The organism is Nocardia asteroides (genome assembly GCA_019930625.1).
Classification (GTDB): Bacteria; Actinomycetota; Actinomycetes; order Mycobacteriales; family Mycobacteriaceae; genus Nocardia; species Nocardia sputi.
The window spans coordinates 6,684,031-6,704,816 of sequence record CP082844.1; the positions used below are offsets into that span (position 1 = coordinate 6,684,031).

17 protein-coding genes and 1 CRISPR repeat array are annotated in these 20,786 nt (G+C 65.5%); of the genes, 11 read left to right on the forward strand and 6 right to left on the reverse strand.

Features of this window, described 5'->3' with window-relative positions:
- Positions 1 to 473 precede the first annotated feature (473 nt).
- The 9 genes from K8O92_30170 (at position 474) to K8O92_30210 (ending at position 5,621) form a co-directional block, all read left to right on the forward strand.
- A complete protein-coding gene (locus K8O92_30170; GenBank protein ID UAK31952.1) occupies positions 474 to 1,145 on the forward strand; it encodes a hypothetical protein in 672 nt (223 codons plus the stop codon).
- A complete protein-coding gene (locus K8O92_30175; GenBank protein ID UAK31953.1) occupies positions 1,142 to 1,303 on the forward strand; it encodes a hypothetical protein in 162 nt (53 codons plus the stop codon). Before K8O92_30170 ends, K8O92_30175 begins: the two co-directional genes overlap by 4 nt.
- Positions 1,303 to 1,773, forward strand: a complete 471-nt coding sequence (locus K8O92_30180; GenBank protein ID UAK31954.1) for a hypothetical protein — start codon at positions 1,303 to 1,305, stop codon at positions 1,771 to 1,773. Before K8O92_30175 ends, K8O92_30180 begins: the two co-directional genes overlap by 1 nt.
- Positions 1,774 to 1,776: 3 nt before the next feature.
- Positions 1,777 to 2,229 (forward strand): DUF4254 domain-containing protein, encoded by a 453-nt coding sequence (locus K8O92_30185; protein UAK31955.1) that lies wholly within the window; start codon positions 1,777 to 1,779, stop codon positions 2,227 to 2,229.
- Positions 2,229 to 2,666, forward strand: coding sequence for a DUF4254 domain-containing protein (locus K8O92_30190; protein ID UAK31956.1), 438 nt, complete (start codon positions 2,229 to 2,231; stop codon positions 2,664 to 2,666). The genes K8O92_30185 and K8O92_30190 overlap by 1 nt, the downstream gene beginning before the upstream one ends.
- A gap of 123 nt (positions 2,667 to 2,789) precedes the next feature.
- Positions 2,790 to 3,326 carry a hypothetical protein gene (locus K8O92_30195; protein UAK31957.1) on the forward strand — a complete coding sequence of 179 codons (537 nt, stop codon included), beginning with the start codon at positions 2,790 to 2,792 and terminating at the stop codon, positions 3,324 to 3,326.
- A 119-nt stretch (positions 3,327 to 3,445) separates the two neighbouring features.
- On the forward strand, positions 3,446 to 4,384 hold the full coding sequence (locus K8O92_30200; GenBank protein UAK31958.1) for a nucleoside hydrolase: 939 nt from the start codon (positions 3,446 to 3,448) through the stop codon (positions 4,382 to 4,384).
- The gene (locus K8O92_30205; GenBank protein ID UAK31959.1) at positions 4,381 to 5,286 is read left to right on the forward strand and encodes an SAM-dependent methyltransferase; all 906 of its coding nucleotides are present in this window, start codon (positions 4,381 to 4,383) and stop codon (positions 5,284 to 5,286) included. Before K8O92_30200 ends, K8O92_30205 begins: the two co-directional genes overlap by 4 nt.
- Positions 5,283 to 5,621 (forward strand): hypothetical protein, encoded by a 339-nt coding sequence (locus tag K8O92_30210; protein ID UAK31960.1) that lies wholly within the window; start codon positions 5,283 to 5,285, stop codon positions 5,619 to 5,621. The genes K8O92_30205 and K8O92_30210 overlap by 4 nt, the downstream gene beginning before the upstream one ends.
- Before the next feature lie 209 nt (positions 5,622 to 5,830).
- Positions 5,831 to 6,667: direct repeats of the CRISPR family, unit length 37 nt; unit sequence GTTGCGATCCTCGGCCGCCCGTGAGGGCGACCGCCAC.
- A 171-nt stretch (positions 6,668 to 6,838) separates the two neighbouring features.
- Here K8O92_30210 and cas7c read toward each other — a convergent pair.
- From cas7c to cas3, 4 genes are all read right to left on the reverse strand, one after another.
- The gene (cas7c, locus tag K8O92_30215; protein ID UAK31961.1) at positions 6,839 to 7,663 is read right to left on the reverse strand and encodes a type I-C CRISPR-associated protein Cas7/Csd2; all 825 of its coding nucleotides are present in this window, start codon (positions 7,661 to 7,663) and stop codon (positions 6,839 to 6,841) included.
- Between the two features lie 71 nt (positions 7,664 to 7,734).
- On the reverse strand, positions 7,735 to 9,549 hold the full coding sequence (gene cas8c / locus K8O92_30220; GenBank protein UAK31962.1) for a type I-C CRISPR-associated protein Cas8c/Csd1: 1,815 nt from the start codon (positions 9,547 to 9,549) through the stop codon (positions 7,735 to 7,737).
- Complete coding sequence (cas5c, locus tag K8O92_30225; GenBank protein ID UAK31963.1) at positions 9,539 to 10,255, reverse strand: type I-C CRISPR-associated protein Cas5c; 717 nt, start codon at positions 10,253 to 10,255, stop codon at positions 9,539 to 9,541. The genes cas8c and cas5c overlap by 11 nt, the downstream gene beginning before the upstream one ends.
- A complete protein-coding gene (cas3, locus tag K8O92_30230; protein ID UAK31964.1) occupies positions 10,252 to 12,486 on the reverse strand; it encodes a CRISPR-associated helicase Cas3' in 2,235 nt (744 codons plus the stop codon). Before cas3 ends, cas5c begins: the two co-directional genes overlap by 4 nt.
- Positions 12,487 to 14,343: 1,857 nt before the next feature.
- Between cas3 and K8O92_30235 the strand changes: the two genes are divergently transcribed.
- The gene (locus K8O92_30235; GenBank protein UAK31965.1) at positions 14,344 to 15,240 is read left to right on the forward strand and encodes a hypothetical protein; all 897 of its coding nucleotides are present in this window, start codon (positions 14,344 to 14,346) and stop codon (positions 15,238 to 15,240) included.
- A gap of 36 nt (positions 15,241 to 15,276) precedes the next feature.
- Here K8O92_30235 and K8O92_30240 read toward each other — a convergent pair whose 3' ends face one another.
- Entirely contained in the window at positions 15,277 to 18,456 is a 3,180-nt protein-coding gene (locus K8O92_30240; protein UAK31966.1) for an SMC family ATPase, read from the reverse strand.
- Complete coding sequence (locus tag K8O92_30245; protein ID UAK31967.1) at positions 18,453 to 19,775, reverse strand: exonuclease SbcCD subunit D C-terminal domain-containing protein; 1,323 nt, start codon at positions 19,773 to 19,775, stop codon at positions 18,453 to 18,455. The genes K8O92_30240 and K8O92_30245 overlap by 4 nt, the downstream gene beginning before the upstream one ends.
- 135 nt (positions 19,776 to 19,910) lie before the next feature.
- Between K8O92_30245 and K8O92_30250 the strand changes: the two genes are divergently transcribed.
- Positions 19,911 to 20,744: a hypothetical protein gene (locus K8O92_30250; protein ID UAK31968.1), complete on the forward strand. Its 834-nt coding sequence runs from the start codon at positions 19,911 to 19,913 to the stop codon at positions 20,742 to 20,744.
- The last annotated feature ends 42 nt before the right edge of the window (positions 20,745 to 20,786 follow it).

Consider the following 20,786-nt stretch of genomic DNA (forward strand, 5'->3'; position numbering starts at 1 on the left):
GCCTTTGCCTATGTTTTTGAGCCTGACCTGGGCAAATACCTACGCAATGCCCACACTACCCCATCACCGCGCGGTGACGGCCGAAACCGCATGTGCGCCAGGGTCAAAAGCGGTACCCGGTACCGGGCCGACGCCGCAAACCCCTCACGCGGCGCACCGGCGGCCAGGGTGGCGGGCCGGTGGCGAAAGCCCCCGGTGCCGGGTACCACCCGAACTTTTGCCGCCTTGGACCCGGAAAGAAGCACTGCGCGATGCCCACCAGTTCCCTCGCTATCTATCAACTGATCGCCATGACCGGACAGGCGGCGCATCAAGCGCCCCTAGTGCCGTTCACGATCTCGCAGGCGCACACCGTAATGCGCTACCGCGTTGCCTGCCGGGCGAGGTGCTGCCCGCACAAGGCCGCCGCCCTCGACACGCTCGTTCAAGCCGGCCGGGTGGTGCCATCCGAGACGAAGCCGCGGTGAGCCACGATGACCACACTGCCCAGTAGCGGCTCCCCGGACGACCACCTGCCCGATATCAGCGGCAGCGATCCGGCCGGAGTGACGCCGGAATGGGCGCCGGTCGAGCCGCTGCCGTCGAGCGAGATGCTGCTGGCGGCACTCGCTGGACCGATGCAAGTTACAGCCACGGACAGCCTCGATCCGGCGAGCGACTTGGTGATCTGCCAGGAGCGACATCGGTTGGCGATCAGCGTGTTGGCGAGTGGCGCCGTCGCGGGCGAACGGGTGCAATCTGTTGCGACGGCTCTGGATTCGGCGCGCGACCTGCTAGTGACGATCGTCGACGACGCTGTGGGCAATCGACTACTGCGCCGTCGGCGGGATGGGAGGCACCTTGCGGGCACGGATGGGGATGCCCGGCCTGTGTCGGTACATACGGAGTCGATCGGGGAGATCCCGGCTCGGATGGCCGCGCTGTGGGTCGTGGGCTTCCTACCTGGTCGGACGCTGTCGCAGGAGCAAGCGCGAGCCGCGCTGCGAGTGGCAGGGGAGCTAGACGCGCTGCGGGGGTACGCGGCTGTGCTGGGTTTGACGGTGCTCGAACTCATCGGGGTGGCCATGATGGATTGCTCCGGGCAGCAGGCGTATGCGCACGGTAATGCCCCGCAGGCTCTCTCGCGATTGGGGCGAGCGCAGTGACCGGCGAGCAGGCCGCCGCCTCGGCTGCGGCGGTCGCGGCGTTCAGCGCGGGAGCTGCACGAGGCCACCAGGCTGCCGCCCTCGAGCTGGCGGAGCTGGATGCCGCCTTGGATGCGGCGGCATGGCATGTGTTCGAGGCTCGGGCGGTGGTGCGGTGATGTTCGAGAGATGTCACAGTGCGCGGGAGGTCGCCGAGGTTTACCGCAGGCGTGGGTTCATCGTGTCGTGCGCGTTCGATCGAGTGTTCCTGATCGCGTCGCTGACGTTGGGCGCGGTGGCGATGCCCGCGCCGCTGGGTAGGCGGGTGCGGAAGGCACTGCTCGACACGGGCAAGTTCGCCTCGGTGCCGATCCTGACCCATGCCCGCCCGGATCGGGAGTGGGTGTTCCTGGTCGGCCCGGCCTGGGGTGCGGGAATGTCGACGCCGACCGTGGCGAGCCTCGAGGCGCACGGGGTGCGAGTCCTCGACGCTCGGCAACGGATCTGGTTGCCGATGACCGATCACCCGACCGGCTGGCATTGGATCTCGGAGCCGGTCAACGCCACCTCGATCCCGTCGCGCACCACCGTGGCGTGCCGCGCCCGCGACCTCCTCAGCCCCACGCCGTCGTCGCGGACGCGGAGGTGAGTGATGGTCTTCACCCCAGACGACGATGCGAGGGTGCTGCCCTCGGGGGAATCGCTGCTCTCAGCCATCCGTGGCCATCACGTCGACGCCCACCGGCTGACACGGTTCGCCGCCGAGTTCGGGAGGCTGTATCGGGGCTACCGGGCGTGGTTAGTGTGCGGATGTCGCTGCGGCAGTGACGAACTCGTGCTCGCCGTCGACACGTGGGCGGCCATGCATCTGCCGGTGCCGCATTCGGGGGCGCGGTTGCACACCGAGACTCTCGGCGCGGTCATCGACCGCCTCGCTCGCAGCCAGGTGCGCGCCTACCACCTGTTGATGACTGTGGATGTATCCGACCCGCAGGTGCACGCGGCCTGGTATCGGCTGGCGGAACTGGTGGATGGCTACACCGATCTTGCCGACGCGCTGACTCAGCGGTCGGTGCGGTTGCCCGCGCTCGGAGACGGTGGCTGATGAGACCTGTGCTGCCGGGCAAGGATGAACTGCTCATGGCCTGCCGTGGCTTCCCGCTGCCCGCCGACGACCCGGTACTGAGCGCGGCTGCCGAACTGGCCGTGCTGCATCAGCGGCGTGAACAGACAGCGTGGGAAGCGCTGGCGGTGATCGACACTCACCGCGCCCGGTTGATGGACACCATCGACACCTGGGTGCAGGTGCTGATCCCGCAACCGGTCTCGGGCGCACAGGTACACACCGAGACGATGGGCCAGGTCATCGACCGCATCGCCCAGTTGACCGCCCACACCTATACCGCGCTGGCGGGCGCTTCCGAAGAGGTGTTCTGCGAATCAGCGGAAGTGGTCGATGACCTCGCCATCGCCTACACCGACCTGGTCGAAGAACTCCTCGCCGGTTCCCGCCGCTTACCGATGACCCCGACCTCGGTGTAGCCCGCCGCTCGGCTTCCCACCTTCCCCCTACCTGCACGCGGCTTCGGTTCGAGGTCGCCCGTGCAGACACCGCCCACCCATTTGATGAAGGGAGCAACCCCGTGTCCGCGAATTCTGATCTTCGTGACCGCCCCGATCCGCTGCCGAGTATGGATCGGCTACTGCGGGTGTGGGACGGGGGTGGAGAAATCGACATCATCGCTGGAGCACGCCACCCGCGTGTTCCTCACGGTGTGGATCATCCAGTTCGAGGGGATCGACCTGCGCACGGTCGAGGACTGGAGCTTCACCGACCATCAGGCAGCCGTGCGCGAGAAGGCCGTGGCGCTCGCGCGTGCCATCGATGACGAGGTGACCTGGCATCTGGGAAATCGCCCGGAGCTGGTCACGCTGGTCGATGACGATGCCGACGCGCTCACCGTGGGCGAGCTGCTCGGCCAGATCACGATGTATGCGGCCCTGTTCGACAAATGGCCTCCCGGCCACGGCCAGATCCCGTTCGGTCCCACGTTCATGGTGCTCGGCCGCCTCTACGACGCGCTCGTCACGAACTTGGTGACCGGCAGCGCCCGCCAGCCTCGCCGCCGCTCCCACGGCGCGCCTCCAGTCCCCGAACCCCGCCGCGTCGACCTGATCGCCGCCCCACCGGATGGACGGTGACGAACGTGATCCGGTTCCCGCTGGCCGGTGACCCCTGCCGCACCGTCACGATCCGGCTACCGGCGTCGCCACAACCCCCACAGCACAACCTGTTTGACCCCGATGAAGGAGAACCGAATATGACCGACCATGTCCCCTCGACCGACTTGTGGACCGCCGAATCCGAACCCGCGACCGGTGGCCTGGTGGTGCTGTCGACCGACATCGCCTATGACCCGGACGATTTCGTGGCGTTGGTGCTCGCGGCGCGGCTGGTGCCGCCGAGCCAGCTGGTGGTAGTGACCGCGGATGAGGTCGGCGGCCTGCGCGCGCAGTTCGCCCGCCGCGTGCTGGACTCGCTGGACCGCAGCGAGGTACCGGTCATCGAAGGCATCGACCTGGGCGGCAAACGCCGGTTCCTGGCCGATCCCGGCCAACAGATCCCCGACTACATACGCCCGACACCCGAGGAACGCGAGAACCGTCACCACGCGATGATCGATGTCCTCACCGACATGATCGCCTCAGCTGACGGCCCGGTGCGGTGGGTGGGCTGCGGTCCGATGGCCGAGCTGGCCGCTGTGCTCACCGCCGCACCGGAGTACGCCGAGCAAGTGGTCGTCACCCAGATGGGCGGATGGCTCGACCACTACCGCGACCTCGAACGCTCGTCCCACAACTTCCACACCGACATGAGTTCAGCCGGCCTCGCCCTGCGGATACTGTCCCGCCCCAGGTTGGTGATGTCCGAGCACACCAACCATCCCGCGATCCGGGTGACCGAGGACTGGGCGCTGGTCGATGCCCTGAACGCCGATTCCGCCCCGGAGTGGGCGCGATGGCTGTCCACGCATTTCCACCGCTGGTTCGCTATCAAGGACGGCTCCTGGATGCACGACCCACTGCCCCTGTCCGCCGCCCTCGGCTATCCGTTCGTGACCTTCACCAGCGAACGGATCCGCATCGGCCACGACGCACGCCTGTACCGCAACCCGTACGGACGCCCGATGCAAGTATCGGCCCAGGTCGACTACGAAGGGTTCCTGGACTGGATGCGGTCGGTGGTGACGAACTGGTGACGTGCCCCACATGCGGTCAGACAACCCAACCGGCCTGTGACCCGGACAAAATCCGGGCGCGTGAGCGCGCGGTCAACGCCGAGCTGTCAGGACCGACCCACGCTCGCGTCCTCGATGCTCTGCTGCCCTACGACCTCGACCGCCCCTACGACCCCGACCAGATATCCGGCAAGGACAACTTTGCCTGCGACCGCGACATCGCCGCGCTGTTGGACCGTCGCGCGCCGGGATTCCGGGCCAGCGTCCACGCCGGGCACATGTTCTTGCGGCGCGCGGTCGCGGAACTGGCGCGGGCGGGGGTCTCACAGTTCGCGGTCATTGGGTGCGGATATCCGCGCAAACGCAACGTGCACACCGTCGCACGCGAGATCAACCCAGCCGCCGACGTCCTTTACCTCGATCACGACGCGCTCGTGTCTGCGTACGGGCGCGCCCTGCTCGAGACCGAATCCCGATTCGCGCAGGCCGATCCGAGCGACCCGGCCGCGATCTTGGCCGCCATCGGCCACCCGCACGCCCCGACAGGCTGGCTCGACCCCGGCGAACCGATCGCGCTGGTGTTCGGGTCGCTGGTCCTCGAACAACTCGACGCACCCGGACAGCTAATCGCCGAGTTGGTCACCGCACTGGCGAGTGGGTACGTGGCGGTGACCCACATCTGCACCGACACCGCCACCGACGTCGCCCGGCGCGCAGCCGCCGTCTACACCGCCCACAACCTCACACTGCGGCCCCGCACAACCCGCGACGTCACGACCATGCTGACAGGGGTGGAATTGCTCGGCCCCGGCCTGACGGTCGCCCAGGACTGGACACCCGGCCACGCCGCCAGCCCCGGCACGGGCGAGGCGAGCTGGCGGTGCTGCTGGGCCGCGCTCGGAACCTGGGGAGCGACCCGATGAGACCCGAGGACCTACCAGGGCGCAGTGGCCGCGACGCGGGCAGGATCGCCCACCGGCCCACACTGCTGGCCGCCCCGGACAGCAACATCACCGGCACCGATTGCGCGGTCGATCCCGGTGACCTCAGTCCCGACGAGGCGATCCGCACCCTCAGCGTCCACCACCAGTGCCCGTCGCCCTGTCATCCGCGTGACCGTGCGCTGGCGGTACTGGGCACCGAATACAGCGCGGCGGCAACACTGGGCGCGCGTCGGCCCGCGCGTGCACTGGACGAACTGGACCGACGGCTAGCCGAGCTGATCCGCGAATACCTACGCCGAGTCGCCGACCGGTAACCGCAGCCGCGACAGACCGAGCCCGGACGCCATCACCGTCCGGGCTCGTCTAATTCCTGCCCGCAGACACCTTTCCAGACAGAAAGCCGGGCGGCCCATCACCCCTGACACCGTCCCGGCTCGGTCACAGTGACAGCAGCCAACAGCCTCGAGGCGGTAAGGGCGAGCGCCACGGGGATGACACCGAACATCGCGGCCGCGGTCATCGGGTTGCGATCCTCAGGCACCCGTGAGGCCGACCGCCACTGTGGGCACGCGCCCAGCGAACCAACGAGAATGGCCGTTGCGATCCTCGGTCACCGGTCAGGCGACCGCCACGGCCACAAACCCAGAGCAGTCGAACGAGTCGCCGACGTTGCGATCCTCGATCACCCGTGAGAGCGACCGCCACGCATCGAAGGGTGCGCGTTGTCCATTTCATCGAAGTGGTTGCGATCCACGGTCACCCGTAAGGTTGACCGCCACGTGTTCAGCGGCGGAAACATGACCCGACGGCAGATGTTGCGATCCTCGGCCGCCCGTGAGGACGACCGCCACACCACGTTCCCGCAGATCTGACCCGGCCCGGTCGGGTTGCGATCCTCGGCCGCCTATGAGGGCGACCGCCACACGCTGCGCACCAGCACCGCGCGGTGCCCGGAAATGTTGCGATCCTCGGCCGCCTGTGAGGGCGACCGCCACCCCTGGCGATCTCGGAGGTGGGGCCATGGGAGCCGTAGTTGCGATCCTCGGCCGCCGGTGAGGGCGACCGCCACGTCGTTGATGCGGTCCAGCAAGTCCAGGTGGGGCTCGTTGCGATCCTCGGCCGCCCGTGAGGGCGACCGCCACTAGCGGCGACGTTGGGGGCAACACGCACTGCCGAGCAGTTGCGATCCTCGGCCGCCCGTGAGGGCGACCGCCACCTCGTCAGCTGGCTGAGCACGTCCTCGGTGGTGGTGTTGCGATCCTCGGCCGCCCGTGAGGGCGACCGCCACGAGATGGTCGCCCGCGAGGAGCTCGACCAGTCGGTGTTGCGATCCTCGGCCGCCCGTGAGGGCGACCGCCACGGTGCGCGAACTGGGCGAACGTCGACCGGGCCCCGCGACGGAGTCTGTTTGGGGCGCCTCGGTTTCCATAACTGCTGTTCGTCAGTTCGGAACCTCCTTGGGAATCCGTGTGCACTGGGGGTTCTTAAGTGTGGGAACGCCTGCGGTGTGTTCATCGGCGGGTAGCCAGGGCTATCTGACGATTCTGGTGAGTGTGACGCCGTCGGGGATGGCGGCTTCGTCGATGGTGATGGTGTAGTCGGTAAAGTTGCGGATGGGGGTTGTCGGGGTTTGGCGGGTGTCGGGGGTGATGTGGACGGTGTCGGTGAGGGTGTGGGCGGGTGCGGTTCCGTAGGCGTCGTGGTGGGTGAAGATGTAGAGGCCACGCAGGGCCATTTCGCCTCGGGTGGAGGCGCGGTCATGTTCGAACATCAGGGTCATGCAGCGCCAGAGCAGGGCGAGGTCGTCGGTGGTGACACCGGTGCGGGTGGCCAGGGGGGCGCTGAAGTGTCCGATGCCACGGTAGAGGCCGTAGGGAACGGTGTGTTTGCTGCCCATTTCGGTTTGTTTGGTGTCGTCTTCTTTGGTGCGGGTGACGCGGGTAATGCCGTGTTCTTGGGCGAGGACGGGATGGATGCTGCGAGAGAAGGTCAGCTGCAGCGGTCCCTGGACACGACCCGCGGTTTTCGTGCCGGTGGTCATGACGGCTCCGAACATGCGGACGTCGTAGAAGTTTTCACACATCCAGCGCTTCGCGACCGGTTCGGAGGGTTTGTCGCCGGGCAGGTCGAGTTCTTTGTAGGCTCGTTCGTGTTGGGAGTTGAGTGATACTCCGGCTTCGACGTAGATGGCGTTGCCGGGTTTGCCTTCGCCGAGCAGACCGACCATATTGCGGATTTTGCGTTTGATCGCGACGTCGGTGACCAGACCTTGCATGGTTTCGGGGTCGGTTCGGGGGATACCGCCACCGTCGGGGTCGCCGTTGGGGTTGCCGTCGGTGACGTCGAACAGGAACACGAAGTCGTGTTTACGGGTGGGGTCCAGATGCGGGGACGTGGTCATGATCGAAAGCTCCTTGTCGGTCTCTCTCAGGCGGTGAGTTCGGCGGCGGTTTCTTCCGCGGCTATGTCTTCGACGGTTGTTATGTTCTCGACGGCAGCGTTTTTGGCGTCTTTCGCTGCTTTGGCGGCGCGGGCAGCGGTCATGTCGGCGGCTCGTTGGTGGTCGTAGCCGAGGATGAACCGGATCTGGGCTGTGGTGTCGAGGTGTGCGGGCAGCGCGGTTTCGTAACCGAGTAGCTCGGAGATCTTGGCCAGACGGGTGTCGAGGGCCCGCCCGGCGGGGCGGGTGGCTTCTTTGCCGATGAGTTTTTTGAGGTGGCCGTTGGCGTTGAGACGCAGCATCCGCATGGTGGCGGCCGGCTGGCTCATGGCAAGCCCGAAGTAGCGGTCGCGGATGGTCGCATTGATGTCGGGGATCGCTCGCCGTTGGACGGATTCGAGGACGGCGAACATCCGGCCCCACACGTAGGCGGGGTCGGTGGCGGTTTCGTCGAGTCCTGGCATGACTTTCTCTTTCAGGTATGGGGGGCGGTTGAGGGCCAGGCGCAGCATCGCGACGCGGGGCAGGTCGACGTGGTGGTCGTTGCGGATGCGATGCAACAGCCTCACAACCAGGTGCGGTGGTGGTGAACCGCCGTGTAGCGCGCAGCGCAGCAGGTCTCGTTCGATGCCGCGGGCCGCGCTGCCGACGACGTAGGAGCCACGGCGTTTGTCCCAGCGACCGGTGGCCTGGACCATCCGCTTCAGCCCGACTTCGTGAACGCCATCTGCCCAGAGCTGTGTGGTGCCGTGGTCGTCGAACCAATCCCGGAAGCGTTTCTTGATTTCCAGAACCGGGACATCGATCCAGTCCCGCACTACGACGCGGCTTTGATTCGCCGACAGAGTGATGGCGTAGAAGTCGGTGCCCTCGACGACGGTGCCCGACTCCCCTTTCCACACTTCCCGGCGCAGTGCCGCGACCTGCCCAGGGTGGGGTGCGTCGATGATACGGACGTCGAATTCGACGGCGGGGTCGCGCAGCCACCAGGTCAGCACGGTGTCCTCGCCGCGGCGGTGACGCTGTGGGTCCGACAGCAGACTGTTCAGCGCAGCCATGGCCTGGCCTCCGCAGTCCTCGCACAGCGGGGTGTTGGCCAGCTGTAAGGTTCCCATCCGCCCTTGGGCGGAGGTGTTGACCGACACCAGCGCCGCGTCCCTGCCGCGTTTGGGCCGCCCCGACGCGTCGACACCCACAGGGATCAGGCTGCCTTTGACCATCTCCGGAACCGTCTTCAACAGCGGCCCTAGGTTCATACACGACAAGCAGAACCCCTCGCCGCCAGAGCTCTTGCGGATTCGTGCCACTGCTGCCCACAACTTGGTCGCCGACTCCCGCAGGTGCACCAGCTCACCCGCGACGAGGAACATGACCAGATCCGACGACTTGGCCTCCCGCAGCCTCAAATCGGCCAGAACATCGAGATACCTTCCACCAGTGAAGAATTCACACAACTTCTGCGCGACGGGGTCACCGCTGGACTCCTGGTACTCCCGTAGCATGGCGAGGTAGGCGTCGTGACGCCGGCCGGAGTCGCAGCGGGCCTTGTCATCGTCCTTCTTGGCGAGAGCGAAGGCGTATTCGAGGGTGTCGACCAGCAGCATCGCCGCGATACCGCTGGTGCGTGTCAGATACGGTGTCGCCAAAGGTGATCCGGCCTTGTGCTCGGCGTCGGCGCGGTCGATCAGACTCGGATTCCCGGCATCATCGAGCACGACCGACCACCGCACCGTCCTGATCCGGTAGTAGCGGGGCACGCTGTCATCGGTGGTGCGGCTTTTGACGAGTCGGTCAATCAGCATCGGTTCGCCTCCCGCGTTTGGCCGGACCGGCCGAGGGAAGTCGGGTGCCGTTGGGCGGGACGCGCAGGACCCCGTTGGTCAGCTTGGCGGGAAACCAACTGTAGGTTTCGCCTCCGTGCTCGTCGTAGTGGATGCTGTGCAGCATTATCCCGAGTTCTTTGTCCTTGTCGCGGCAGTCCGAAATGGGTTCGGCTGCGGTAGCTTTGCCGAAGCGGGCCGAGAATTCGCGGGTACCGAGGTACGGCTGGGAGTAGCAAGCGCCCTTGTCGACGCGGCGGCGGAACTGCTCCCGGTAGGCCACCTCTGTCGCTGTGGCGTGTGGCCGGAGCTTGATCTGTGCGTGGATGCGGTAGGCGACATCGCGCAGTCCGACGGTGTTGCGTTGATCGCGGTCGTCCTCGACGTCGTAGTGCAGGCCGGCATCGGCCATCGCGCGACGGACCCAATCATCGGAAACAGTCGATTTGACCTCGTTGCGGCGGATGGAGAACCAGCGGATCGGTTTGAGGACCTCTATCTTGACGATGATGTAGTCGAATTCAGGTTTCCAGAAGATGGCGTCCAGGATTCCCCGGGCGGCCGACGGGGTCATTACTTCGTAGCTGAAGCGTTCGGATTTCATCTCCGGGCGGGTGAAGCAGGCGTACTCGCCACTGACCTCGACTACGAGCGGGGGGTTCGGATAGCGCGGATGGGTGTTGTTCACCAGACGTAGTCCTCCGGGTTGGGGTAGCTGAATTCGATTCCGCGGGCGCCGTACTCGCCGCACCACTCATACAGGCGGCCGCTGCCGGGTCTTGCCGGGTCGCCGACCAGTACCGTGGCCAGGCCCTCGGCCGCGGCTCGCGCAGCTAGTCGCTTGGGTAGCGCGGCGAGGTAGGGCTGTAGTCGCCGGTACACCCACGGCTCGACCCTGCCCGGACCGGCCAGAGCTGTCCGCAACTGTTCTCGTTCGGTGTCGTCGCCGTAGCCGACCAGCACCGGGACGGTGTGTTCGTCGATCATGCGGAACGTCTCGGCGACTTTCGGGAAGTCGAAGGACGCCCGCAACTGCTGGATCGTGGCCCCGACGCCGGTGTTGTCGATGTTCTTCACCGCATACCGGGTGGTGTAGTAGTCGCGCAGCAGCTCCAGCCGATCCGGGTCCCGCCCCGGACCGAAGAACGATCGTGTGACATCCAGGGCAGGCCCGTACACCATCGCCGTGCCTTCCACACTGCCGTCGACCGGGTCGAAGACCACCACCCGGCCCTCGTCGAGCAGCCCGTTACGGTTGCAGCGCCCAGCGGCCTGCAACAACGCCTCCGCAGTCGCGAAAGCCCGATACACCACCGGGAAATCCAGATCGACACCCGCTTCGACCAGCTGCGTGGCGACCACCGCCACCGGCTGCCCGGCGGCGAGGCGCGCGCTGATCTGCGCCAGCACATCACGGCGATGGGCACCGGCCATCCGCGTCGACAGATGCAGCACCGGCCCCTGCGTGTCGTGGGATTCGATCAGCCGATGTAGTTCGGCGGCATCAGCGGTCGTATTGACGATCAGCAGCACCTGCCGCTGCCCTGCCGCGTCCTCGGCGATCTGCTCGAGGGTGGGCTTGGGATCGCACCGCCACTCGAACCGGACCCGTCGTAGCCGGTCGTATAACGGCTGCGGTCGCGCAATGACATTGCGTCGCTCGACGTCCCGGAAGATCTCCAAGCTGAAGAACTCCGGCTGGGTCGCCGAGGCCAGCAACACCGTCGTACCGAAGTGCTCGCTCAGATGCCGCAGCACCGACAGGATCGGCAGCAACAACGAATCCGGCAGCGACTGCACCTCATCCAGCACGATCACCGAACCCGCCAGCCGGTGCAGCTTCCGCATCGCCGACGGCTTACGGCTGAACAGCGACTCGAACAACTGGACCGTCGTCGTCACCACTACCGGCGCATCCCAATTCTCCGCCGCCAACCGCTGCCAACGCCCCGCCGGACCGAGCCCGTCCACATCGAGGCCACTGTGATGCTCGAGCACATGCTCATCCCCGAACAACCGCCGATACACCTCCGCGTTCTGCTCGGTGATCGACAGGAACGGCACCGCTACAATCACCCGTGCCAAACCGTGCCGGACAGCGTGATGCACCGCGAAACCACCCGCCGCGATCGTCTTCCCAGCACCCGTCGGAGCGGGAAACGGGAAAACCCCGATCGGCTGCGACGCCGCAGCAACAGCCTGCTCGTACACCTCGCTACGGATAGCGTCCACCCCCGCTGCCCCACCATCCGAACGGGCCGGGCGGCCAGCCAGATACTCGAGACGGTTCCGTTCATACACTTCCGCCAACTCCGACAGCCGACGCGGCGACAGTCGCCGTTGCCCGGTGAAATGCCGCTCTGTGTCGAGGAAGTCGGCATCAACCACAGCGCTGAAAACCATCCGCAGCAGCAACTCCACCACACACCGATCCGCCGGTGGCAGCGCCCACACCGGGATCTCCGGCAATGGATCCGGGAAGATCTCCGGCATCACCGCCACCACCCGAGCGACCGCCTCCTGCACCGCGACCCGGTCCGGCCCCTCGGCACGCCCAAGCGCCTTCGCCAGTGCCGGTCGATCGCTCAACCCACCGTGATGACCGAGAACCGCCATCGAAAACAGACCCAGCCCGGCCTCTTTCGCCGCCAACCAGGTCCCGGCAAGTTTATGGTCAATACTCCGGCCCTGCCCATCGACCACGCGCCCACCACAGGTTCCGGCCCGCAGCAGCCCCGCCTGCCACGAACAGCCGCCTTTACCCGTGTCATGGACTAAGCCGACATACTCCGCAACCTGCGCGGCCCCGAACACCCTGGCGAACTGCGCCGCCAGCGCGGCAGTGCCTCGTGAATGATCGACCAGATCGTGACGAATCCCCGCCGTATTCTCGCTGTGCGCCCACAAACCCGACGACAAACCTCCCCCTCATATCCAGAGCAAATTCGGCACAGGCAGCGACCGTACGCCAAGGGGCCGACAACCCGTGGCGCATCACAGGATTAGGGACAGCAGCATGCTTTCGCCCCCGTTCCCGAACTACATCGAACGATCTTCACCCTCGCGGCGCTGATCATGAGCGCGAAGGAAGTCGACGCCGAGACGGCGATCCCACTGACCGTCCTGCTCGTGTCCGGGATCGTGACGTGCATAATGACTCCGACCAACCGAAAAGACCGATACCAGCGACGGATCGGCAGGACCCGCGCACGGGTTTGCGCGTCGGAGGCAAAAACCTCCAATGCACAGAGATTCCCAGGGAGGTTCCGAACCGGCGAACAGCAGTTATCAAGTTCGACACACTCGAAGCAGTGCCTGCGCGCGGCCCCAGTCGACATCCGCCCAGCTCACGCACCGTGGCGCTCGCCCTCACGGGCGACCGAGGATCGCAACCCCGAGCACCTGGACACCGGCAACTGGTGGCGGATGTGGCGGTCGCCCTCACGGGCGGCCGAGGATCGCAACACCTACGAAGCCGAAGCGTGGAATGCCATCCGCGAGGAGGTGGGCCTTCAGGGCGGCCGAGGATCGCAACTGGGACATGGTGGAGATCACCGAGCACTACGGGCAGTGGCGGTCGCCCTCAGGGGCGGCTGAGGATCGCAACTGGCCGTCGCTGCAGCGGGAAGTGTCGTGGGTCAACACCGTGGCGGTCGCCATTACGGGCGGCCGAAGAGTACGAAGCCGACGCGTCCATGACTCAGATCAAGGCGGAGCACCACATGGCCAAGCGGACGGCAAGAGTGCTCCGGGAGGCCGGAGCGACGATCCGGCCCAGAGGTGGACGACAGCTATAGGTGACACCCGGCTCGAACTATCCACTACGCCACGACTGGTAGCTACTGACGAAAACAATCAAGGGGCTGCACGGCCTGCGCCGACTAAGCCAAAGCTCGAGGCGGCGTTCGAGGATGGCATTGGCGAATTCGATTGCCAGCCTGGCCTCTTCGCGGCTGGCGTGGTATACGTCGACCATGACAATGCGCGGTTAGGGTCCTCGGCGGCGCGGATGTTCCAGCACCCACACCGTCGTATCCACCGACCACACCGGGAACAGGTCCCTCGACAAGCGAATGACCGCGCGCATCGCGCCCCGGTCACCAACTCCTTGCGGACCGACTGTTCATGTTCATCCGATGACGCCGCCGCCGATACCGGCATCAGCACCGCTGCCCGCCCCTGCTCCGCTGTTGCTTTCAGCGCGGCCTCCAGCCAGGCGACGTTAGCGTGTGGCTCGCCACCAGCAGGCCAGCTCAGCCACCTGGACTGCGGCCTGGAGGACAACGCACGAAGCACCTCTGCCTGACCGATCCGCCCCGCCGAGTACCACCAGTACTCGATGACTCTCTTGCTCTCACCTCCGCATCGCGACCCGCCGATGGCCAGAGTCTGACAACCCCCTTGTTGCACCTCTAGTGGTTGGCCGCCTACGGTCGCAGGGGTCCGAGACGCGGTTCCCGGAGCGGAGGGGCAGTACACCATGTTCGTTGACGAGTTCGTCTCGCGCACGACTTGCCGACTTGGCCGACGTCAGGCGGCCGACGATTACCACGTGGTCGACCCGGCACGACGACTTCCCTCGGCCGGAACCCGGCTCTCGCCATGTGCGGCTCCCGGCAGCGATCAAATGGCTCGCAGGCGCCCGATCCCGGCCAAGGAACTCCAGGACGGCGAACCCGCCCGGTTCACCTACGGCGCCCGCGTCCTCGCCCGGGTCTCGACATCGAAACGAAGGAGCCGGAGCAGGCCACACCAACCGAGAGAGAAGACGGACGGGTGGTCGTCGATGAGCTCGTTGGCCCCCAAGCCGCCAGGATCCGGGGCAATGGATCACACGCGGACTATCTGGAGTACTTGTTGTGCTTGATTTTCCTGCTGCGTTTCGAGAGCCCCGCCAGCATTAGGGACAGAATATTCTACCGCGCTGGTAGCACGGGCGAGTTCCTGGAGAATCCCGAGCGCCTCACCCACGAGCTGATGCTCCAGCACGCAATCCCCGCCGGATTGGAAACGGCGTTCCGGCGCGTAGAACCTGCCAACATCGCTGACCTCGAACGGATAGTCGAGATCTGCTCGACCGTGGGCACCAACTCGTTCCGGTATCTGCTCGACCTGCTGTCACACGAGAGGAGCGCATCCGGCAGCGAGTTCTTCACCCCGCCCCGGATCGCTGCTCTTGCCGGAGCGTTGGCTGTCGGGCCAAGGGGCGAGCCGGGCAGTGTCTACGACCCCTACGTCCGCGGCGGCGAGCTAAGGGGTGAAACTAGCAGCAACGCACGCCAACCCCTATCGGAGGCCGACCGTCAGCGCGATCCTGCATCGGCACAATGTTCCGTTGCGTTCCTCGCTCCAACAGGGCCGGGCAGTGCAGGTCGCCAACCCTCGGTGGCTTTGTTCGCGAATTCGGACGGCACATGCTCACGAATTCCAGCGTCGATCGGACCGAACGATGCGCCCGGCTGTTCGCGAACGTCGACGGCACCCCAACGGCCCGAGGACGGCCGTTGGCTCGAAAACGATTGCAGCGCTGCATTATACGAGCAGGACGGATCAAGGCTTGGTGCTGTCGACATTCGTGGACATCGAACCCGCCAGTTGGGTGTCTCCGTCGGTGTTCGTGAACATGTGCCATCGCAGATGGCGGACAGAGCCACCTCGGCGACTTCAGATTAGAAACCCTCCAAGACCGTACGCCGCGGGATCAGCGCGCTACGTCAGCGACTGCAGGCCGCTGGCGAGGTCGGCGTTGATCAGCGCATCACGCTCATCAACGGTGAGCCACCGTGCCGTCGAGCTGCCGCCCGTCGGCCGCTCGACCCACAGCACATCGTCGACGGCTTCCGCGACTGCGTGCAGGTGGCTGATCACCATGACCATGCGGTCCTCACCGGTCTGAGCCCGCAAGACTTCGAGAGCCGAATGCAATGCCTCAGTGTCCAGCGTCGCGAAGCCCTCGTCGAGGAACAGAGACCCGAGTCGGGGCCCGCTGAGCGAATGCAGTTCGGCCAGGGCGAGAGCCAACGCCAACGAGGCCAGGAACTTCTCACCTCCAGACAGTCGATTGGCGCTGTGCGCTACTTGACTGCCGCGACTGACGATGTCGCAGTTGGGGGCGAAGCCGAACTGGTCCTCGGTCAGTTTCCCGAGCAGCGAACTGGCGATTCCGAGGAGCGTCTTGGTGTTCAGAGTGGTGAGGTGGCCCAGGAACTTTGCGTCAACCAATTCCTTCTTGAGTACTTCGAGGGCTGCGTGGCGAGCCTGGCCGGCGGCGATCGCGAAGTCGAGGTCGGCTGCCTGCTGTACCTGCGCTGTGGCCTCGCCTTGTGCCGCACGCAACCGTTCAGCATCCTTGCGTGCATTCGCCATCGCGACGATGAGCGGGCGAACAGCCTGGGACGTGGTCCAGTCGACCGTCTCCGCGATCTCGGGTATGTCGGGCAGTTTCTCCACCTCGACTTTGATACTGGCGATGGCGTTATTGGCTACAAGAGTGTGAGCAGCGCTCGCACCGGTCAGCTTCGAGTTGGCCGCAGCCGTCGCGTCGTTCAGTCTGTCGACGAACTCACGTGCGTCACCTATCCCGCGGCCCTTTGGGGCATCCGGAATTAGGCAGTCGCCATCCTCGAGATAGTCAACCGCGCGACCTAACGCTCTTGCCCAGTTGCCCAGCGCATTGCGCAGGTCCGACAGCGGATTGTCCAGAAGTTGGTTGGCTTCCTGGTCCAGTCGGCGCTGCTGGTTGAGCACATCAGCAGCCTCACGGCGTACCCGTTCGAGGGATTCGGTCAGACTCTCCATCTCAGCCTTCGAGGCGGCGACTGCTGCGGTTGCCTCGTGAACAGATTCAGCAGTGATGTCGATCACTTCGCTCGGCAGCATGTTGCGGGAACCGACGGGCAGGCCGTTGATCTCGGCTGCGGTCAGGGCGACCGCCGCGTTCTCACGGGCCTCCGCTTGTTGAACCTCGTCGACACGCGAAATATGGGCCTTCTGTCGGTCGACTAGCGCCTTGCGGTCGGCGTCGATGCCGATGGTGGCTTGTGACGCTCTGCCGCGCTGCAGGTTGACGTCGGCTGCGACCGCCGTCTCACATGTGGCGATCGCCTCGATAATTGGGTTTGTCGCAGTCTTGTCCGGTGCCGAGTCGCTGGGCAGAACGGCGAGTTGAAGAGCGGCAGTGAGCGTCGCCCAGGATGCGGCTGCGTCGAAGTGTCCACCGACTTCGCCGGCTGCGGCGGCGAACTCATTGAGCTGCGTGCACGACGCGTCGGCGGATCGTTGCGCTTCGAGCTCCGCGTCACGGTGCTTCTTCGCACTGATCGAGACTGTCCGTTCAGCGGATGCGACTGCGGCTTTGGCATCGGCGATGTCGTCGCTGATCTTCTCCCGCAGCGCCGTGGCCTTGCCGAGCGCCGTCTGGACCTTGCGGATCTCGTCCGAGGTCGCGGTCCCGCCCGCTTCGAAGGGATCCGGTACTTGCTGGTGGCAGACCGGGCAATCGTCTCCGGGATGGATGTCCGCGGCGATCAGTGCGGCCCGATTCTGCAGTTCCAGTGCACTTTTTCGCGCCTCCGCGAGGGTGACCGCGTCCTTGGCGGCCACGAGTTCCTGCGTGAGATCTGCGAACAGTTTATTGGCCCTTGCCAGTTCGTCGTTGGCTTCCTGCCGCGCATTGGTTGTTTCGGCGACATGGAAAGCCGCCTCGAGCGCCTCGCGGACTTTCATTCGGAGTTCGTTGGCGCGGCTGCGCACGTCGTCGCCGACTGCGGCGGCCGTGTCGGCGGCGTCGATGAGTGGCTGAGTCTTCTCGCTCCGCTTGTTCAATTCGGCTTCATCGGCAGCGATTTGGCTGGACTCCTCGGCCAGGCTCGTCGTGCGGTCGTCGAGGCTTCGCCGCTCCTGGCGATGGCCTTCAGCGCGCTCAACGAGGCGCGCCAAGATCCCTTCGGCGTTGCCCAACGAACTAAGGCCCTCACCTGCCTGTTCACGCAGTCGGATCTGATCGACCAGACTCTGCTCACGAGTGTCGATCTCGGCAGCGCTCTCGTCGAGCGATGCCCGTTGTTGCCCTATTCTCTCGGCGATCGGTCCGAGCTTGTCCAGGGTGGGGATCGCCTCGTGAACAATCCCTTCGGCGAGGTTGTCGGTGGCAGTCCGAGCCGCGATTGCTGCCGCACGAGCCGCCGAAACCGTCTCCTGCAGTGCGGATATCGTGCCGATGGTCGTGTCCAGTTGATCCGCCAATGCTTCAGCGACCGAGGCCTTCGAGCCGTATTCCGCTGCGGTCTGTGCCGGATCCGGCCACATGCCCTTGCGTTTCTCCGTCGCTGTTGCGAGAAGCTTTGCGAGGTCCGTCGCCCTGTCCCGGGCGGTTTCCTGGACCTTCACCAGCGATTCCGCCCCGAACAGCTCACGGAGGTGCCTCTTGCGCTCGCTCGCCTTCGAGGTCAAAAGCTGGTCGAACTTTCCTTGTGGCAGCAGTCCCACTCGAAGGAACGTGTCGTAGCCCAGCTGCAGGATGCCTTCGATGCGCTTGGTCACCGCCGTAGCGCCGTCGACTTCTTCGCCGGTATCGAGGTTCTTCAGGTGGTGTCGCCCGGCATTGGGATTGGTGGCATGAATTGTGCGGTGCACCCGCCAGCGGACGCCACCGTGGATGAAGGTGAGTTCCACGCTGCCGACGCTGGCCTTGTCGGCGATGAGAGGCTTCGTCTCTCGGCCGTCCCACGAACTCTTGTTGAACAGCGCGAAGGTGACCCCTTCGAGAATACTGCTCTTCCCGGCTCCAGTGTCACCAAGTACCGCGGTCAAGCCCTTGCCAGCGAAGTCGATGGTCGCGGATTCTGGGTAGCTGCGGAACCCTTTCATGGAGAGCGTGACCGGCTTCATCGCAGTGCCTCCGAATCTGTCGTGTGTCCGGTTGTCAGGACGCCGGCGCGGTCGATGTTCTCTGGGGTATGGCCGTCTATCGCGGCAGCCAGCAGGCTCATCTCGCAGCAGCGCGTGCCATCGGCGGGATCAGGGTCGGCTTGAATGTCAGCGAGAGTGGCCATGACGTGGTCCAGCGCTCGCCCTGCCACGCGACCGTCTGCTAGGTACTCGCGCAGGATCTCTTCGACACTGGGGAGGTCGTCGGCAGTCGTGGTCCTGTCCATGATCTGCTTTTCGGCCCCTGGCCGGCATTCGTCGATCCCCACGATCGTCGCCTTGGGCAGCATCTCGGAGAGAGTCTCCGAGAGTCCGAGTACGGGGCTGTCGGCATGGACGCTGACTTTCACCCACGCATCGCCGACTCGACTCGCATCCGCCCTAATCTGATCCAACGTTCCGGCGAGCCTCACCAGGCGGCGGCCGGACTCCAGTGCCACGAGCTCGATTCGAGGTTCCCGTCCAGGCGCGATCTCAGCGAGAACCACGCTCTTAGTGTCCCTTATCTCACCGAAGTCCATCTGAAGCGGACTGCCCGCGTAGTGCGCGCTGAAGCCGACCCCGTCGATTCGTTGTGGCTTATGGATATGACCGAGCGCGCCATAGTCGACCTCCGGCAGCCCCATTGCACTCGAAGCGAAGTCCGGCCCAATGGAGATCTTCCGCTCGGAATGCGACGGCGTCGCACCCTCAACGAACAGGTGCGCGGCGTACACCAGCACATCCCGAGGACCACGGTCGCGAGCGAGGCAACGGTAGACGTCGGCCTGCACGGCCCGCATCCGTTCGGCGTAGGTCGCGGTCGCCGTCGCTGGGTCAGAGAAGTCGTAGGCGAACCGGTTAGGGTGCAGATACGGCAGCCCACCCACCCGAACCGTCAATTCTCCTTGCGCTGCTGGATACTCGGCGACCAGCAGGCCGCCGGGACGAGCGTCGGTCGCGAATCGCACCCTGGATTCCGTGCATGTACGGGCGCCCAGGTCGCTGATCATGAACTCCAGGAACGACAGCACGTGCCGGGTGTCGTGGTTGCCCGCGACGACTACCACGGGTGCGATGTCGCCAAGCCGTCGAAGTGCCAGCGCGGCACGGCGCATGTCGTCCAAACTGGGTCGATGACCGTCGAATAGGTCACCGCTGTGAACGATCAAGTCAGGAGCGAAATCAGCTGCGATACTCCCGATCTCATTCAGTACGGCGTCGAACTCTGCGTCGCGTCGATGACGTCCGATTTGGCGCCCCAAATGCCAATCGGAGGTGTGGAACACGCGTGCTGTCACGGGGTTCTCCGAAGAAGGTAACGGGCGGGCATCCCATGCGCCGCCGCGGTCGAGTGGAGTCGAGCGACACCGAGACTACACCACACTCGGGAGAATGTCGGGAAAAAGTCTGGAACTCTGGTAGTCTCCAAAGCTATGAGCAACCCGCTGGACGAGTTGGACAAGAGCATCGCCGAGCTGCGGCGCGCGATCCGCGATGCATCCGCCGCCGGCGACACGGAGCGGGTCGGCGAACTCCGAGCGCAACTTCGCCGAACAGAACGTGCGTGGGATGCACTGCTGGAGACCGACGAACCGGCCCAGTCGGCCACCATGCCGGGCCAGCCGACATCGGCCGAACCCCCATCAACGACGCTACCTGCTCGCGAGCACGTACAGCGAGCGTTGGTGCTCCTCCAGACACCCGCCGCGCCGAAGCTCATCGTCGACGTCCACGACGCGTTCTTCCCTGGAGACCTGACGACAGCCAAACTGTCGAGTCTTCGCCGCGACGAAGAGCGGTCCTACCGTGCTGCTCCCGGCGCTCGCCCCTACTACCTGTGCCCGGCACTCAACCACGAGCTTCTGTCGCCGGCCAGAGCATTGCTCACGATCAGCACCTGGTCGCTCGAGCAACGCATCGTCGGCCCACTCTCGCCGCGGGTGAACTTTCTTACCGGCGCGATTCGAATCGCCGAGGCAATTCGTGGGATGCGAACAGCTGGTTCGGAACCCACGCCCGCCGCGATGCGCTTGCTGTGGCGGTTCGCGACCAACATCCCCGACGCGATGCCGCCGGAGGCGAGCCTCGTCGTCAAGGATCTGGACCAGGTGATCGACGCGGCCCTCACCGAACTGGAAGTTCACTCAGACGCCGATCACGCGGCCAGAACCGCGTCCGCGCGACGCGCACGAAAGCAACTGAACGACGACCAGCAACTGTTCGGCGCACCGCTGCGACAGGCCCGGCTCGAGCAAGCCGACTCCTGACACAGGAACAACCCTGATAGACCCTTCTGCCCCTTCTCCTCA

Bases quoted from the DNA above. Each gene is read 5' to 3' on its own strand.
- K8O92_30170 (UAK31952.1), top strand. From the start codon at position 474: ATGACCACACTGCCCAGTAGCGGCTCCCCGGACGACCACCTGCCCGAT.
- K8O92_30180 (UAK31954.1), top strand. From the start codon at position 1,303: ATGTTCGAGAGATGTCACAGTGCGCGGGAGGTCGCCGAGGTTTACCGC.
- K8O92_30185 (UAK31955.1), top strand. From the start codon at position 1,777: ATGGTCTTCACCCCAGACGACGATGCGAGGGTGCTGCCCTCGGGGGAA.
- K8O92_30190 (UAK31956.1), top strand. From the start codon at position 2,229: ATGAGACCTGTGCTGCCGGGCAAGGATGAACTGCTCATGGCCTGCCGT.
- K8O92_30200 (UAK31958.1), top strand. From the start codon at position 3,446: ATGACCGACCATGTCCCCTCGACCGACTTGTGGACCGCCGAATCCGAA.
- K8O92_30210 (UAK31960.1), top strand. From the start codon at position 5,283: ATGAGACCCGAGGACCTACCAGGGCGCAGTGGCCGCGACGCGGGCAGG.
- cas8c (UAK31962.1), bottom strand. From the start codon at position 9,549: ATGCTGATTGACCGACTCGTCAAAAGCCGCACCACCGATGACAGCGTG.
- K8O92_30240 (UAK31966.1), bottom strand. From the start codon at position 18,456: ATGAAGCCGGTCACGCTCTCCATGAAAGGGTTCCGCAGCTACCCAGAA.
- K8O92_30250 (UAK31968.1), top strand. From the start codon at position 19,911: ATGAGCAACCCGCTGGACGAGTTGGACAAGAGCATCGCCGAGCTGCGG.